This is a genomic window from Proteus vulgaris (genome assembly GCF_016239305.1).
GTDB lineage: Bacteria > Pseudomonadota > Gammaproteobacteria > Enterobacterales > Enterobacteriaceae > Proteus > Proteus vulgaris_C.
This window is the reverse complement of sequence record NZ_JAEHOQ010000006.1, coordinates 160,998-175,594: the sequence shown is the minus strand read 5'-3', so window position 1 is coordinate 175,594 and position 14,597 is coordinate 160,998. Positions and strand designations below refer to the sequence as shown.

At 34.5% G+C, this 14,597-nt stretch carries 18 protein-coding genes and 2 pseudogenes; 12 read left to right on the top strand and 8 right to left on the bottom strand.

Going from position 1 to position 14,597, the window contains the following annotated elements; translation table 11 throughout:
* The first annotated feature begins 410 nt into the window (after positions 1 to 410).
* Positions 411 to 722: a helix-turn-helix domain-containing protein gene (locus JEP40_RS06510; RefSeq protein WP_198622900.1), complete on the top strand. Its 312-nt coding sequence runs from the start codon at positions 411 to 413 to the stop codon at positions 720 to 722.
* Positions 723 to 2,213: 1,491 nt separating this feature from the next.
* Here the strand turns inward: JEP40_RS06510 and JEP40_RS19055 are convergent.
* A complete protein-coding gene (locus JEP40_RS19055) occupies positions 2,214 to 2,972 on the bottom strand; it encodes a Fic family protein (protein WP_232799177.1) in 759 nt (252 codons plus the stop codon).
* Between the two features lie 11 nt (positions 2,973 to 2,983).
* Positions 2,984 to 3,529 carry a hypothetical protein gene (locus JEP40_RS19050; RefSeq protein WP_232799176.1) on the bottom strand — a complete coding sequence of 182 codons (546 nt, stop codon included), beginning with the start codon at positions 3,527 to 3,529 and terminating at the stop codon, positions 2,984 to 2,986.
* 163 nt (positions 3,530 to 3,692) lie between these two features.
* Here JEP40_RS19050 and JEP40_RS06500 point away from each other — a divergent pair.
* A pseudogene (locus JEP40_RS06500) lies at positions 3,693 to 4,160 on the top strand (hypothetical protein).
* A gap of 36 nt (positions 4,161 to 4,196) precedes the next feature.
* Entirely contained in the window at positions 4,197 to 4,784 is a 588-nt protein-coding gene (locus tag JEP40_RS06495) for a tetratricopeptide repeat protein (protein WP_198622899.1), read from the top strand.
* A 397-nt stretch (positions 4,785 to 5,181) separates the two neighbouring features.
* On the opposite strand, the gene JEP40_RS06490 is transcribed toward JEP40_RS06495, so the two are convergent.
* Entirely contained in the window at positions 5,182 to 5,538 is a 357-nt protein-coding gene (locus JEP40_RS06490) for a hypothetical protein (protein WP_198622898.1), read from the bottom strand.
* Positions 5,539 to 5,616: 78 nt separating this feature from the next.
* Here JEP40_RS06490 and JEP40_RS06485 point away from each other — a divergent pair, with 78 nt between their 5' ends.
* From JEP40_RS06485 to JEP40_RS06470, 4 genes are all read left to right on the top strand, one after another.
* Positions 5,617 to 6,405, top strand: a complete 789-nt coding sequence (locus JEP40_RS06485) for a hypothetical protein (RefSeq protein WP_198622897.1) — start codon at positions 5,617 to 5,619, stop codon at positions 6,403 to 6,405.
* A gap of 51 nt (positions 6,406 to 6,456) precedes the next feature.
* A complete protein-coding gene (locus tag JEP40_RS06480; protein WP_198622896.1) occupies positions 6,457 to 6,756 on the top strand; it encodes a hypothetical protein in 300 nt (99 codons plus the stop codon).
* 153 nt (positions 6,757 to 6,909) lie between these two features.
* Positions 6,910 to 8,025 carry a colicin-like bacteriocin tRNase domain-containing protein gene (locus JEP40_RS06475; protein ID WP_198622895.1) on the top strand — a complete coding sequence of 372 codons (1,116 nt, stop codon included), beginning with the start codon at positions 6,910 to 6,912 and terminating at the stop codon, positions 8,023 to 8,025.
* Positions 8,026 to 8,084: 59 nt separating this feature from the next.
* Positions 8,085 to 8,342, top strand: coding sequence for a bacteriocin immunity protein (locus tag JEP40_RS06470; protein WP_036969576.1), 258 nt, complete (start codon positions 8,085 to 8,087; stop codon positions 8,340 to 8,342).
* A gap of 87 nt (positions 8,343 to 8,429) precedes the next feature.
* On the opposite strand, the gene JEP40_RS06465 is transcribed toward JEP40_RS06470, so the two are convergent.
* Entirely contained in the window at positions 8,430 to 8,693 is a 264-nt protein-coding gene (locus JEP40_RS06465; protein ID WP_232799175.1) for a hypothetical protein, read from the bottom strand.
* A gap of 142 nt (positions 8,694 to 8,835) precedes the next feature.
* Between JEP40_RS06465 and JEP40_RS06460 the strand changes: the two genes are divergently transcribed.
* Entirely contained in the window at positions 8,836 to 9,027 is a 192-nt protein-coding gene (locus JEP40_RS06460; protein WP_198622894.1) for a toxin-antitoxin system protein, read from the top strand.
* Between the two features lie 139 nt (positions 9,028 to 9,166).
* On the opposite strand, the gene JEP40_RS19180 is transcribed toward JEP40_RS06460, so the two are convergent.
* From JEP40_RS19180 to JEP40_RS06445, 4 genes are all read right to left on the bottom strand, one after another.
* Positions 9,167 to 9,298, bottom strand: a complete 132-nt coding sequence (locus tag JEP40_RS19180) for a hypothetical protein (protein ID WP_269814754.1) — start codon at positions 9,296 to 9,298, stop codon at positions 9,167 to 9,169.
* A gap of 205 nt (positions 9,299 to 9,503) precedes the next feature.
* Positions 9,504 to 9,665: a hypothetical protein gene (locus JEP40_RS06455; RefSeq protein ID WP_198622893.1), complete on the bottom strand. Its 162-nt coding sequence runs from the start codon at positions 9,663 to 9,665 to the stop codon at positions 9,504 to 9,506.
* 40 nt (positions 9,666 to 9,705) lie between these two features.
* A complete protein-coding gene (locus tag JEP40_RS06450; RefSeq protein ID WP_232799174.1) occupies positions 9,706 to 10,113 on the bottom strand; it encodes a lysis system i-spanin subunit Rz in 408 nt (135 codons plus the stop codon).
* Positions 10,110 to 10,367, bottom strand: a complete 258-nt coding sequence (locus JEP40_RS06445; RefSeq protein ID WP_198622925.1) for a hypothetical protein — start codon at positions 10,365 to 10,367, stop codon at positions 10,110 to 10,112. The genes JEP40_RS06450 and JEP40_RS06445 overlap by 4 nt, the downstream gene beginning before the upstream one ends.
* On the opposite strand from JEP40_RS06445, the gene JEP40_RS19210 reads away from it, so the two are divergent.
* From JEP40_RS19210 to JEP40_RS06425, 4 genes and pseudogenes are all read left to right on the top strand, one after another.
* A complete protein-coding gene (locus tag JEP40_RS19210) occupies positions 10,298 to 10,615 on the top strand; it encodes a LysE family translocator (RefSeq protein ID WP_332873056.1) in 318 nt (105 codons plus the stop codon). The two genes, JEP40_RS06445 and JEP40_RS19210, sit on opposite strands and share 70 nt — an antisense overlap.
* A gap of 224 nt (positions 10,616 to 10,839) precedes the next feature.
* Positions 10,840 to 11,190 (top strand): annotated as a pseudogene (locus JEP40_RS06435) (site-specific integrase); the annotation flags it as partial.
* A 232-nt stretch (positions 11,191 to 11,422) separates the two neighbouring features.
* Entirely contained in the window at positions 11,423 to 12,673 is a 1,251-nt protein-coding gene (locus JEP40_RS06430; RefSeq protein ID WP_198622892.1) for a tyrosine-type recombinase/integrase, read from the top strand.
* Positions 12,674 to 13,029: 356 nt separating this feature from the next.
* Complete coding sequence (locus JEP40_RS06425; RefSeq protein WP_198622891.1) at positions 13,030 to 14,586, top strand: methyl-accepting chemotaxis protein; 1,557 nt, start codon at positions 13,030 to 13,032, stop codon at positions 14,584 to 14,586.
* Positions 14,587 to 14,597: the final 11 nt, after the last annotated feature.

The following is a 14,597-nucleotide window of genomic DNA, read 5'->3' as shown; positions in this document are numbered from 1 at the left end:
AACTAAGATGTCGCAACACTCTTATTGCGTTAACGTGAATATAAATATATTTTTTAAAAACTAATTGGTTAAATGACTAAAATCTGACCTATTAGGCATAAATACAAAATGCGTGTTTTTTTTAGCTCCATATCATCCCTGCAACTTTATAAAAGAGCACTTTCACTTTCCCATGATAAATTAATTTAAATCATATTATTCTTATTTAACACTCTTATTTCGTCATTAACAAAAGAAAAAACCATTAAATACTGACATAATTTATCTAAATAGTTTATTTAGGTAAAACGGTTTAAATCTTTTAATAAGTAAATATTAATAGTTACAGACTATCAATAACTGATGTTTGATCGTTTATATCGATCTTTGAGTGTTTTTACGCTACCATATTTGAAAAAGGAGAAATCGATATGAGTGCAATTAATATTGTGGTAGGTCAGCGAATTAAGCAGAAAAGAAAACAATTAAAAATAAGCGGTGTTGAAATGGGGAGAAAGCTCGGAATAAGCCAACAACACTATTCACGTTTAGAAAATGGGCATATAAAAATAACGGTAGATCAATTAATTACCATAGCCCTAATATTAGGAGTTTCTCCTCAAAGTTTATTGCTCCATTCTGAAGTAATGTCTTCCATGATAAATACATGGGCTAATACAACCATTTCATCAAGCGATATTGTTGTATCAAGAAATAAGAAGAGGCGTCGTAACCTGAAATAAAAAATAAAGTAATTTATCTAGCATCATCTAATTTAACATTTAGACTATTTTAACAAAAAAACACCACGACTTTTTACCTTCTTTCAATTAGATAAAGCATCATCCTTTTATAAAATCAATCGCTTGATTTATTGTTAAAATAAAGAATCAATTGTTAGTGTTTTTATAAATTAAATGTTTTTATTAAGTATCTAGAGTGTTGGATAGTTTTCTATTATTTCATCAAATAAATGGCTACTTTTTCTCATCATAATCCTTCTACTTTTTTTCATTCTTAAAATGTTTATTATTTCAAAAAATACGATTTAATATAATCATTTAAAATTTTATTTAAAACTTATTAAATAAGATTAATTTAATTTGCTAAAAACCTAGAATCAATAATATTAATTAATTACCCATAGATAAAGCCATCTCAATATTTCGAGTTATTAAAAGTTATTATTAATAACTCCTTTTCACGTTTTAATTAACAAAACTTCATTAACATCCCCTATTAAATTTTACGATAACCTAGTGAAAATAAAAATAGGATTGGCTATTTATCAAATATCAATAAGTTATTTCTTTAAATTCTGTGTGTTAATATAGAAAGGGACACCAGATATCCATCACATTAAACATCATCTGATGTCTTTAATCACATAACGCACCTAATAAATAGGAAAAAACCAAGATAAAAGTTGATATTTTATCAAGTAGCTTTTAGTTTACTCTGGCATTCTTCATCAATTCAAAAACAAAAGACACTGAATGACGTAAAGAGACATTGAGCCCCCTTACGGTTAATACCTTAACGTTATTAGCTTAATTCTCACCGTAATCTTGCCGCAGTTTGTTACTGTAACCTTGTTGCTCAATCACATTATACGAACCGTAATAGGACCGTTATTTTAGCTTTGATTATTTATATTCAGCGTAGATAACTTATTAATATTTATTTAGAGGACAAAATTGTCCTATGGATATCGCAATGCTTATTTACATTGTGGTTACTTTTATCTCATGGCCATTATTAGAATATTGCCAGCCAGTGACGAGCCTCCAATTTTAGAGCCTCATGATTCCTTGAGATTAAGGAGTCCAATTTAGCTATCTTACGTGCCCTTGATTCCAAGGCAACCTATAGCCTGTATACCGTCTCACTTTTTCTTGCATCGCTTAATATTTTCCCATTGTGATTATCTTCACATCAGCGTTTTGGTGCTGGCTTCGTCCATTGGTAGGTAGGTTCTGTCATTCTTAGTTAATCTAGCCAAAGTGACGATTTCGGGTAAATCAAATAGCCGATACGAATAGTATCATTTCGCTGGTAACCAGAGTGGCAACCTCTCTTTTGGCAACCAAGTACACAAATTAAAATCGGCTATTTCTGTGCGTACCACTCTGCGTAATTTTTCACAACGTTATGATTTTATTTGATTATAACGAATCGTTAGAATTAACAATGTACCTACTACATACCTGTGACCTTGCCCTATAGTCTATCTCTTATGTCTGCTGGAGCGATGTAATGCGTTGACCTTCCATCTTTATAGGAAGGAAAATATTCATCGCTTGAAGCTCCCGGAGCAATTTTCTCGCCGTGTTCTCACTAACATCATATACGTTTTCAATAGATTTCACTTTAAATAATCTCCCCGGTTCTTTAACCCCTTTTTTAATTAAATCTTTCTGAATAAAATTAAGTTTAGTTTTATACTTAGAATTGTCTAAGACATTTATTATTTCATAAAACTCCTTAGTTTTTACTTTTAAATATTCCTGTAACTCATCAAAAGCATTTAAGATGATATTAATATTAAATTCTATGAAATATGTAAGATCACCATAATCTTTTTGAACATAGTGATATGATAAGCCATAGTCTTTATGGTGTTCTTTTATTATCTTACTTATTGAAATGTATTCAAAAATATCATATCCATGTTTAAGCATAAACCAATAGAAAATAGCTCTTGCTGTCCTGCCATTTCCATCCCTAAATGCATGCTCATAACCAATCATAAAATGAAGGATTATTGCCTTTATAACTGGAGGAATAAATTTACTACCATCCTCGCCATCATGACTTTGGTTGGCAAAAACACATAACTGCTCTAATCTGTTTTCTAATTCTTGATGATCCGGAGGATAAAATACTGGGTTATCATCATTGCCAATATATATGTCATTGCTAGCTCTAAATTCACCCGGAACATTTTCATTTTCTGATACGCCATGAGTGGCAACGCTATGAAATTCAAGCATCAAATCTCTGGTTAGAGACTCATTTTTCTTCTATCTGCAAGTCTCAACAACATATAATTGTTTAGAATCATTTTTTCATCTGGTGTACTAGGAGCTAACTCTTCTTCCAGCATTTTTTTTGCATCAGCCCTCGTTGTTGCCGCACCTTCCAATTGAGCACTAGTGATAGCTTCCTCCATGAGTAATGACGAAACCAAATAATTTTGCTGAATATTATCAGATGCTTGAGAGCCAGCAATCGCTGCGACTTTGCCAGCACCTAGCTGTACAATTTTATGTAATTTTGGTTCTAAAGAATCAGGTACACAGAAATTGAATTCATTTCCATGTTTATCAAATAGACCTATATTTTTTTTCACTTGCTCTCTGCGAAATTTAATTGCGCACCAAATATTCTTAGCTTCCTTACTAGGCACTCTCCACTTCAGCTTACACCAAGGTAAGTATCTGCCTTTATCATCAACAATTCCCCACTTATTGAGGTATGGATATATTTCAGGAAAGTCAGAAGCAAGGTAATCAAGCTTAGGTGATTGTTCTACCGGATGTTTTGCCATGTTACCTCAATTTTTAAAATTTGATGTTTGAGTTTGATTTGCCTCCTCTCAGCTAGATAATTCATAACGTAAAGTCCACCTATTATTTATAGTTTCTAATCCGTATAACGGTGTTATACGTTGATACAACAAGGATTCAATGAGCTAATAACGGACTATTATCATGAGCAAATCTTATCTTATTGCCTTTCATCTACCAGCTGAACTACAAGCCCTGTTTAATGATGCTGTATCGAACTCAGATACTGATAAAACAGCGTGAATAGTCTCTGCTATCAAAGAAAAGTTAAACCATCCAGATAGTAATCCTGATGCTCGTATACTGTCGCTGGTAGAACGCCTAGAATCATCTGTTGCATCTTTAATTGCTAGCAAAGCTGAACATACCACCTTATACCTATAATGAATCTGCTATCGTTTCTGTGGTTAATTTGATGCTATCAGAGGGCATAGATAACGGACGCATTATCGCTGAACGAATTAATGAGGCAGGCTATCAAACTAAGGCAGGTAAAGCATGGATAAAGATATTTATTCTGCATGGAAGAGTCATAGGGATATTGCTGGGAAACTAAAATTAAATAAGGTATCAACGGGCGGTTTTGCTAACTCACCCACCCATTTAATATAAAAGAGATTAGAAGAATCAATTTTAACAAGGTGTTATATGAAAAAAATATTATTCTGTTTTTGTCTATTTTTCTCAGTGTCAGTGGTAGCAGCGGTTTGCGAAATAGCTGATACGGAGCTATGTGATAACGCTACTCAAGGAGATGCTGAAGCACAATTCAATATGGGGCTGTTGTATAAGACTGGTGATGGTGTAAAAAAGGACTATGGAGAAGCTAAAAAATGGTTTGAAAAATCATCTGAACAAGGAGTTGCAGAAGCATCACTCATGCTTGGGTTGATGTATTCTTTTGGAGAAGGAGTGGGACGGGACGACAAAAAGTCTACTATGTGGTATGAAAAAGCCGCTTATCAGGGAAGTAATATAGCTCAATTCATGCTAGGACAAATGTATTTAGAGGGAAAGGAAGTGCCGCAAGATTATAATAAGGCTAGGGCATGGTTTGAAAAAGCTGCTAATCAAGGAGACTCCTTTGCGCAATTTCGTTTAGCTTTTATGTATCTCAACGGAGAGGGTGCTCCTAGAGATTATAAGCAGGCTAAAGATTGGTTTTGTAAAGCCTGTGATAATGGAAACCAAGGTGGATGTGAGGCTATTAAACATGTAAACGAGAGTTGTTTTTAAAACCAATAAATGCCTAATACCCCAATGCGGTACTAATTATAAAGGGGGAAAGATATTCGTATGACTATTTTTCATCCCTTCAATTATAGACTCTCATTATCTTATGCTGTTACCTTATCAAACCTTATTATCTGGAACGTTATCAAATGTTAGCATTTACCTAAGATATCCTAAGATTCAACACTAATAACCCTTGGGAAACCTTAGGATTTTGGCATTAGAAAAACGTTAAGATTTGTTAGGATTTAATATTTACATTTGTCGCTATTTAGACTGCCTTCATGGGTTTCCTAACGTGTCCGAAAACTCCCGCTACGATGTGTAAAAACTATCTAACTACCTTTGCTCTTTGCTAACGTGCCCGAAAATCATCATTCCTAACGAACCCCAAAAAATTTTATTTATATTCTGCATTATAAACACGCTGTTCATCGTTAACGCATTCTAATGTAAAAACATCACGTAATTGCGCAGATCTAAATTTAAAATGCTTTTCTTTTTCGTTATCGATATCTATCACTACGGGAAACATACCTTTGGCGTTTTCTATTACTACATCAGCCCCCTTCCTACATTCTTTAAAAGGACTATCAAAACTATAAAATTTTGATAAAACAGGCGTTTTACTATCAGGGATTTTATTACCATCATGGATCATTTGTTCTAATTCTTCGAACGTATAATTCGACTTTGCCTCTGCGTTAACAGAAAACAAATTTAATGCAAAAACACTAACCATTATGATTGTTTTCATCTTACCATCCTGCCACTAAGTTAAATTTTATATTTGTATAAGCTAGATCTTAAAACAGGGGGTAACATTACAGGGAGAGTGTCTGCGGATCCACTTTCCGCAACAAGAGACGGTAATGATTATTTAAATTTATACCCTGCCAAGGTTGGTGACGGTAAAGATCTTGGTTTTTTTCAGTATAATTTAGGTAACTATTGGAATGGCCAGCTATACATCCCAAGAGTTCCATCTGGTGGGAGAGAGCATTTAATATTTAGTGGTATTAATGATCTTTCTGGTAGGGTTTTAGCCTTTAAAGCTCCAGATAACACAAAAAGTAGCTATATTGAAAGCTTGAAATCTGATAACTCACTTCGTTGGCGAATGGGATCTATGGATGCTTCCAATGAATTTCAAATAAATACAAATGGAAGCAGTAGAATTCATTTAACTAATACTGTTCTTGCAGTTAATGGAATGGATGTTGTCACAAATGTTACTCCAAATACGGTTAGCAAACAGTCCATAAATAGAAACGGATTTTATCAATGCCAAGATATTGAAGCATATAATGTAATGTTCATGGGAATAGCGTGTACGCATGTAACTAATGATCAATATGTATTTTCATTATGGGGCCGAGGTAATCGATTTTTATTTAGTACAAAAGATGCAGGCGCATGGCTTGGTACATGGGAGGTTTGGACTACGGCAAATGCAAGAGCTGATACAAACGGCTTTATCAAAAAAGCCTCCCCAATCATCGACATCAATCCTAATGGCACATTCACAACTAACGACGAATCCGAAGGCGCTACGTTTACTCGAGTAGCTCAGGGGGAATATCTCATTGAAGAGGTACTGGATTTTAATTCAGATGCAGGATGAGGCGGTGTTGACGGCGGTATTGAAATTCCACTCGATGTAAATAAACAACCGTTGATATGGGTTAACTCTAAAATCAACAAAGACGGTTCGATTCTCGTTAAAACCTATCACCGCACTCCCCCTAACGCACCTGAGTTTGCTCGTAATGATATCGATGGTTTCAATGACGGCGACCCGATTGATATCCCTAATGGCCGTTTTATTTCTGTTCGTGTACAGATGCCAGAGCAATCAATCTATAACGTGAGAATGCGTGAGATGGAAGAAGCGCAGAAATCGGAAGAGGAACGCAGACAAAAAGAAGAGGAAGAAAATCAGGACACTAATAGCGCACCAGAAATTGATAACTGATTGATTATATTTGTTTGACTCAATGATGAGCTAAATGCTAATGATAACCATTCCAAGCATAACCGAAATAAGACGATTGTATTACGATTACTATTGATTATACTGTGCTTACATACAGTTATTATGTGCTATTAAATATAAAAAGGAATTTATATGAGCGATAATGAAGATAGAGATATTCGGATTGAAATAACCGATGGCGTCAATAGTCATGATTACTATGATTATGACGAAGATGATAATTCAAATTACACAGATAATGACAATGAAGATCGAGATAGAAATGAAAGAGAAAGAGATATTCAAGATGTCTCTGATATTGATTTAAGCAAATACCCTGAAAAGTTAGTAATGGCATCAGCTGGTCTTCCTGCTTTAAGTTTTCTTACTTATCAAGGTGTTCTTAGTTTTACATCAAGTCCATTTGTTTCCGCTAATATTAAGAGTGTTTTTTCTAAGTCATTGACAGCGTTGAGAACTAGCGCATTAGAAGCAATTTCTGTTGCTCCAAAACTGGCTAGAGTAACAGGTGTCGGAATTGCAATCGAAGGATTGTGGCCAAGTAGTAATATTATGTCTACTCAAGCTGAAATGGCTCTGCTGGGAAAATACGGTGTTTTAGACAGAGATATTTTTGATAGAAATAAAGCTCGTAAAGTTACAACCATGCCTGCTGATATTGTTACTAATCAAATTAGCGATATTGGTAAAAAAACATCATTAAGTATACACACTCAGGTCATGTCTGCTTTAGATAAGAATACTGGAAAGCAACGAACCATTGTGTCAACGGGGCAGGCTATTAGTATTCCAATAGTAAAAGCAACAGTAACAAGCACACCAAATGTTTATACCGCTCCGATTATTGCTGGTACAAAACCAGTACGTATTAGCGTTTCTGAAAATAAAGCGGATAAAAACAAACAAGTAGTCATTAATTCCAAGCCTAACGTTGGATACTATATTCCTTCATCCAAATTAAAGACTCATCATGCGATTGTTGATTTTGGTGGAAAGCATGAAGCTCTTTATGTCTCTATTATTGACGTTATTGATGTAAATAATGAAAAGCAAATAGTAGAAAAAGAATGGGCTGAATGGTCGACTCTATATCCTTTAAAAGCCGCATTATTAGAACTTGAAGAAGCAAAGAAAAGATTAGCTAATATTGATAAAGAATATCAGGCTCAAGTTGCTGTTATTAATAAACTCAAAGCTACGCCAGAAGGTTTGGCGTTAGCCGATCCTGTTAAAAATCCTCTTGTTTAAGATAATATTCGAGTCGCTACTCCGAAACGTCACATTGATATTCACAAAGGAAAATAATGATGAAACTGAAAAATAGCATTAATGATTATACAGAAGCTGAATTTAAACAATTTATTGAAGCTATAATTAATTGTGAAGGTGACGAAAAAACACAAGATGATAATTTAGAACATTTTATTAAAATCACTGAGCATCCTGAAGGTTCGGATCTGATTTATTATCCAGAAGGCAATAATGATGGGAGTGCTACTGCTATTATTAAAGAAGTTAAAGAATGGCGGGCTAAAAATGGTAAGCCTGGATTTAAAAAAGGTTAGTCATTACTCTTGTTAAATTAATAGAGGCCTCTTAACGGAGGCTTTCTTATATGTTCAAAGCACATCATGTTAGATATAGATAAAATATTAGCCATTTTTAAGTGAAGACAGCTTTTTACTCCACACATCAAGCGTTTCACGTTTTTCTTTTAAATAATCATATCTATCATAATGTTTTTGGGAAACCCCTGGTCTTTTATGGTTTTGTACCATATCCCTTAACTCAGAACTTATTTCCATTTCTCCAGCTAATGTTTTGAATGTTCTTCTCACATCCCTAGGTGTAAATTTCTCAAATTCATTTTTCTTACAAAATTTATTTAATTGTTTAGCGTATTTAGATGTTAACAAGTGCCCTTATTTAGTTTCAGCAGGGAAAATATAATTAGATGTTGGATATAATAGTAGAAAAAATAACAAGACAACACCGCCAAAGCTAAAGCCTTGGCGGTAAACTTTGATGATTTAGAGAACAGTACGCGCAAGGGATAACATGCAGAAAACAACCAAGAAGAAAACCAATCGTTATTTTAATGGTGTTCCGACAACGCGTCTAATCGTGACGTGTGAACAATCCCTCATTGATAAGGTCGATATTCACATTAGAGCCGATAGAGTAACTAGAGGTAATCGTGCAGAGTTTGTGAGGCAAGCTATCATTGAGAAGCTACAGTGTGAACTTTGATTACTTATGTAGGGGTAGCATATACAATATAGAATTAGTTATGTCTCTCCATAGTTACGCCGTTTCTTCTCTCATAGCTGACGTTACTACTAGTACTAGTAGTACTAGAATTGAGTGGATTCATTGTTTTTGATTCTCACTATGCGCTCGCTGTGAGGTAATGCAGGTCATAGCTAACATAAGAGACTGCGACAATGCGACGCATTAAAAACATCCCGCTATTGCGAGGCTCGTTGTTGTTTGTGAGATAAATCACAATATACTGATGCACGTATTGATCCAAAATTAGCACAATGAGCTAAATATTAAATAATCAATGCCGTTTTATGTTAATTTTTAAACTCATTTATAGACCATTATTAACTTGCAGAAAGAAATTCCCTTCAAACGTTATTTCCCTCCGCAAATCAATCCTATTCTTACGATATCCATTTAGCCTAGCCACCCACAGCTAGGCCTTTTTTTATCTATTTTCTTCAATTTCCCGTATTGCTTTCTTGTAATAGATGCTCTGCGAGTTTTAATGAAAAATAATGTGCATATATGCTACCAGAGGCATCATATTTGTATTCAAGAGGCTCACTCTCTTTCATGAATGATTCTATTTTTGAAGCAAGCACCTCTTTATCTTCATTCATCGTAAACACTCCGTTCTAATATAATCCTGCAACCCTTTAATCACTTGCTCTGATTCTGCAATTCACACTCTGGGTAACCAATAATTTCTGATAGCGGTGTCAGTAGGTCGGGCGGTGGTTGCATTAGCCATGCTGGGGGGGAATTACTGGTGCTCTTTGGACATTCGGCTTTGATGTACACCCGCTCAGGATTACGCTCAGTACTAACGCGCACCCTATCAATTTCAGCTTTTGCATTTGTGAATTCCGTTGTGTGTTTGTTGTCGAGTTCGTTTAATTTAGCGATGCGAGATTGATATTTATTGTTGATTTCTACTTGTTGCGAGAGTTGTTCAGTGAGTGATTTATTTTCTTTACTCAGCTCAATAACTTCTTTCATAGATAGCATTGAGAAGAGCAACATTGCACCCCACAAAATTAATAGAACCCAAGGCTTTAATTTACTCATAACAATAACCAAGCATCTTCAAATACTTTTGGGTTGTAAGGTTGATAACCCAACTCAACACCAACAATCACCGTAGCTAATGCAATCGCAACTGGTTTAGATGAAACATTAATAGGTTCGTTTACGCTAACGCCAATATCTTTAGCTACTCGATTAATGTAGCCAACAGAGTTGTTTTCATTAGGTGGCGCATAGCCACCAATCAATAAACCGAATAGTTCCAACGCTAAGCAAGCCAGGAAATCCAAAGGCAATACTTATCTTTACGGCCTTTCTTCCACAATTCGTTAACCCACAATTACCAGCTAGTTCCCAGTTTCTAATACTTGGTTCTTTATTCTTGTTACTCGAGTTTATTGCAATAATGCTCTACGCTTGGTTAGGCTTACACATGAAAAAGTTGCTAAAAAAACCACATGCTAAAAAAGCGTTCAATCGTATGTGCTCAGGTTTATTAGCTAGTGCAGGAATTGGGCTTTTTGTTTCGCAGAAAAGCTATTAAATAACACTACACGCTGAGTAAACAGTCGCCTTTTATAAAGGTAAAGGCGACTGTTCTTTCTTTTATTTTAATGCCTAATCACAACCAGCCGACCAATATTCAAATATTGAATTTATAACTTATGCTCATTCAGTATATATTTAAAAATATCAAGCATTACTGACAATTTAATATTTTCCAGTTACGAGACCATGTAGGTTGCGTTAACTCAGGCACTATATGTTTTATTTGTTCATACTGAATCAAAAAAGAGACCAGACGGAACATTAACACCAAGCGTTAGAAAAATGCGAGTTGATTCTAACACAGCGTGGAGAGCAGCATTAAAAAGAGCAGGAATAGAAAACTTCCGCTTTCATGATCTGCGCCACACATGGGCGAGCTGGTTAATTCAGTCCGGAGTACCGCTTTCAGTATTGCAAGAAATGGGCGGATGGGAATCAGTTGATATGGTTAGAAGGTATGCTCACCTAGCGCCTAACCATTTAACTGAACATGCAAAGCAAATAGACAGTAATTTTGGCACTTGCGTCCCAAATCTGTCCCACTTGAGAAAAGTAGAGAATTTAAAATGAATGTAAGTATTTGATTTTAAATGGTACGCCCTACAGGATTCGAACCTGTGACCTACGGCTTAGAAGGGCGTTATATACTGATTTCATTGAGTTTTATATAATTTCATGAGATTTCATCTTTTTGATTTACAAGGATTTATATACCTTGCATGATTTCAGCTAGTTTCATATCATTTCTTCGTTACTTGACCCGTTACTTGACCCGCAAACAACCCGTAAATGGAAATTAGTTATGGCTAGCGTATTACTGACTGATAGTAAAATACGAGGACTGAAACCAAAGAAATCTGCGTATTATACTTGGCAAGCATCAGCGACTAGAGGCACTGGACGCCTTGGTGTAAAAACATATCCATCTGGAAGAAAAGTTTTCGTCTACCGCTACTTCAAAGATGGAAAAGAGAAATTTATATCGCTTGGTGATTACCCTAATTTATCACTAGCAGATGCTGCAGTAAAATCCGTAGCAGCTGCTACCGAATCATCATCCCCAGAGAGAATTAAATATGAACACGCCACAGTAAAACAGCTTTTTGATGATTACATTGAAGATCAAAAACGACAAGGCAAGCGTTCATATGATAAAACTCAAAACAGACTAAATCAGGTTCTAGATAGTAAGCATATTGATGCCTCTATGCCTGCAAAAGATGTGACTCCAGATCATATAAAAAGAATACTTTCTGAGTTTATCTCCCGAGGTGCTTTGGCAGGTTCGAACAAAGTAAGAGCAAATCTACATGCGGTATTCAACTTCGGTTTGTTTGCCGATAATGATCCAGCAAAAATAAACGAGCGCGTTATTTATGGATTGGAACGAAATCCTGTCACTGTGGTTCCTAGACAAAAAGGTGCAGATAAAGCGTTAGATAGATTTTTATCATGGGATGAGTTGAAGCTATTATTAGAGCTATTCAATAAGCCCACCATCGAATGCCCTATTAACTCAGATTATGCGCGTCTATTTCTATTTTGCGTTTATTCCGCGGGACAAAGACCATGGGAAATTCTGGCTAATACTCGCGACAATTGGAATAAGAAAAATAATACATTAACAGTACCGCCCCATATTTCAAAAACAGGCGATTACCATGTAATTCCATTGGTACAGCCTGCTATTGATATTCTTAATATCCAAGAGCTTTTGTATCCAACATCAAATTATCTTTTCCCTGCTGAAACGAAAGAAGGGCACCTGTTAACATCTGAATACGCTAAACAATTAAATAAATTTTGTAAAAAAAATGAGTTTGAAAAATTTACACCTAGAGATGTGAGAAGAACATTTAAAACATTAGCTGGAGAGATGGGGATTAGTTCTGAGTTAAGAGATATGGTACAAAATCACAAAAGACCCGGAGTTTCTCAGAAACACTATGACAGATATGATTATTTAAGAGAAAAACGTGAAACACTTGATATATGGTGTGAAAAGCTATTATCTCTAAAAAAGAGTAATATATTATCCATAGACAAAACTTGAGTAATAGAAAAGCATTAATTAGATTTAAAAGTAATTTTATTAATTAGTTAAAATTTAGATAACAATATTCTTAATTTTTATTTCTAGATAATAAGCATATATAATAGACTTTACTAATTATAAAGTATTTTTCATCTTAGATGATGAGTTAATAAAATATTTTATACGCATATGGGTAATCACTTGGTTCAAACAGAAAAATAAGAAACAATAATTCAAAAATGTTAAATAACTCATTGATTTTATTTAATGATAAAAATCAAAATGTTATAACTTTATTAGATATTAAAATTAAAGATTATTTGAGATAAGCCGTTATGATTGTATCATCATGAAATTATAACAGGGTAATCAAAATGTTAAATAATTTAAATATTACTAAGAGTATTATTTTTGCCTTAACTATATTCTGTACATTACAACTAATCACAGCTGGTTTTTCTTATTCCATTATAAAAAAAGATCTCCATAATTTTCAAAATTTTGAAAACTTAAATGAACAACAACAAAAACTAAGTGACGGTGTTAACGCCCTAATAAAAACACGTTTAACTATAGCAAGAGTTGCTATTCGGTATATCAAAAGCCAACAAGACTCAAATTATATAATAGATATCAATGATATGTTAGGGGTTGCTCGCACCACATTAAATGAAGCTGAATCTCATTATATATCTTGGTTACAATCTTCTGATGTTAATAAAAAACAAACAGAATTGATCGATAACATCAAAAAAACGTGGGAAAATATGTATGAGACCATGAATTTATCTATTGAATATCTAAGCTCAAATGACTACCAATCATATAGTAATTTAGAAGCACAACAAATACAAAATGAAATGGAGGTAGCATTTAATAACTGGAGAGATGAAAATAATCTTTTACAAGAAATTGCTGAAGATGAAAATCATAAAAGCTTCATTCAAATGCAATGGATTCTTGGTGTAATTACTATCGTTATTATTACAGTGCTAATAATTGTTTGGTTTGGCTTACAACACCTCTTATTAAAGCCTTTAAAATCTATTATGTGTCATATTCATAATATAGCGAATGGAGATCTTACTAATAATATAAACATTTCGGGCCGTAATGAGATGGGACAATTAGCTACGAGCTTACACGAAATGCAAGCATCATTAGTAAACACGGTAAATGCAGTACATGCTAATACTAGCGCGGTTCATTTCAGTATAGATGAAATAACTAAAGGAAGCACAGATCTAGCATCTCGTACCGAACAACAGGCTGCCTCATTAGAAGAAACAGCAGCAAGCATGGAAGAGTTAACGACAACAGTAAAACAAAACTCCCAAAATGCAAAAGAAGCCACGATATTGGCTGAAAGCACTACCGATATCGCGACAAAAGGGGGTCACATAATGAATAAAATCATTAATACAATGACGGAAATAACTCATAGCTCACAACAAATCTCACAAATAACAAATGTAATAAATAGCATTGCATTTCAAACCAATATTCTAGCACTTAATGCAGCGGTTGAAGCAGCTAGAGCTGGGGAACAAGGACGTGGTTTTGCTGTTGTGGCAGATGAGGTACGTAATTTAGCTAGTCGCAGTGCCCAAGCATCAAAAGAAATTAAGGCTCTGATAGAAAACTCAGAAAATAAAGTAAACACTGGTTCTAATTTAATTAATGAAGCCGGAGAGACAATAGATGAAATTATAAGCGCTATTACAAATGTATGTCATCTTATAAATGAAATCTCCTCTGCTTCTGATGAGCAAAGCCAAGGTATTGAGCAAATAAGTGTAGCCATCACTCAAATAGACCAAGTTACTCATCAAAATGCAACGCTTGTACAAAAATCAACAACTGAGGCTTTAGAATTGAAAACTCAATCAGAACAGTTACAGCTTGCAGTCGAGAAATTTAAATTAAGATAAAAATAATAATT

What these genes read in the sequence shown, in the direction of transcription:
- JEP40_RS06510 (WP_198622900.1), top strand. Translation starts at nt 411, where the DNA reads ATGAGTGCAATTAATATTGTGGTAGGTCAGCGAATTAAGCAGAAAAGA.
- JEP40_RS19055 (WP_232799177.1), bottom strand. Translation starts at nt 2,972, where the DNA reads ATGCTTGAATTTCATAGCGTTGCCACTCATGGCGTATCAGAAAATGAA.
- JEP40_RS19050 (WP_232799176.1), bottom strand. Translation starts at nt 3,529, where the DNA reads ATGGCAAAACATCCGGTAGAACAATCACCTAAGCTTGATTACCTTGCT.
- JEP40_RS06495 (WP_198622899.1), top strand. Translation starts at nt 4,197, where the DNA reads ATGAAAAAAATATTATTCTGTTTTTGTCTATTTTTCTCAGTGTCAGTG.
- JEP40_RS06490 (WP_198622898.1), bottom strand. Translation starts at nt 5,538, where the DNA reads ATGAAAACAATCATAATGGTTAGTGTTTTTGCATTAAATTTGTTTTCT.
- JEP40_RS06475 (WP_198622895.1), top strand. Translation starts at nt 6,910, where the DNA reads ATGAGCGATAATGAAGATAGAGATATTCGGATTGAAATAACCGATGGC.
- JEP40_RS06470 (WP_036969576.1), top strand. Translation starts at nt 8,085, where the DNA reads ATGAAACTGAAAAATAGCATTAATGATTATACAGAAGCTGAATTTAAA.
- JEP40_RS06460 (WP_198622894.1), top strand. Translation starts at nt 8,836, where the DNA reads ATGCAGAAAACAACCAAGAAGAAAACCAATCGTTATTTTAATGGTGTT.
- JEP40_RS06455 (WP_198622893.1), bottom strand. Translation starts at nt 9,665, where the DNA reads ATGAATGAAGATAAAGAGGTGCTTGCTTCAAAAATAGAATCATTCATG.
- JEP40_RS06450 (WP_232799174.1), bottom strand. Translation starts at nt 10,113, where the DNA reads ATGAGTAAATTAAAGCCTTGGGTTCTATTAATTTTGTGGGGTGCAATG.
- JEP40_RS06430 (WP_198622892.1), top strand. Translation starts at nt 11,423, where the DNA reads ATGGCTAGCGTATTACTGACTGATAGTAAAATACGAGGACTGAAACCA.
- JEP40_RS06425 (WP_198622891.1), top strand. Translation starts at nt 13,030, where the DNA reads ATGTTAAATAATTTAAATATTACTAAGAGTATTATTTTTGCCTTAACT.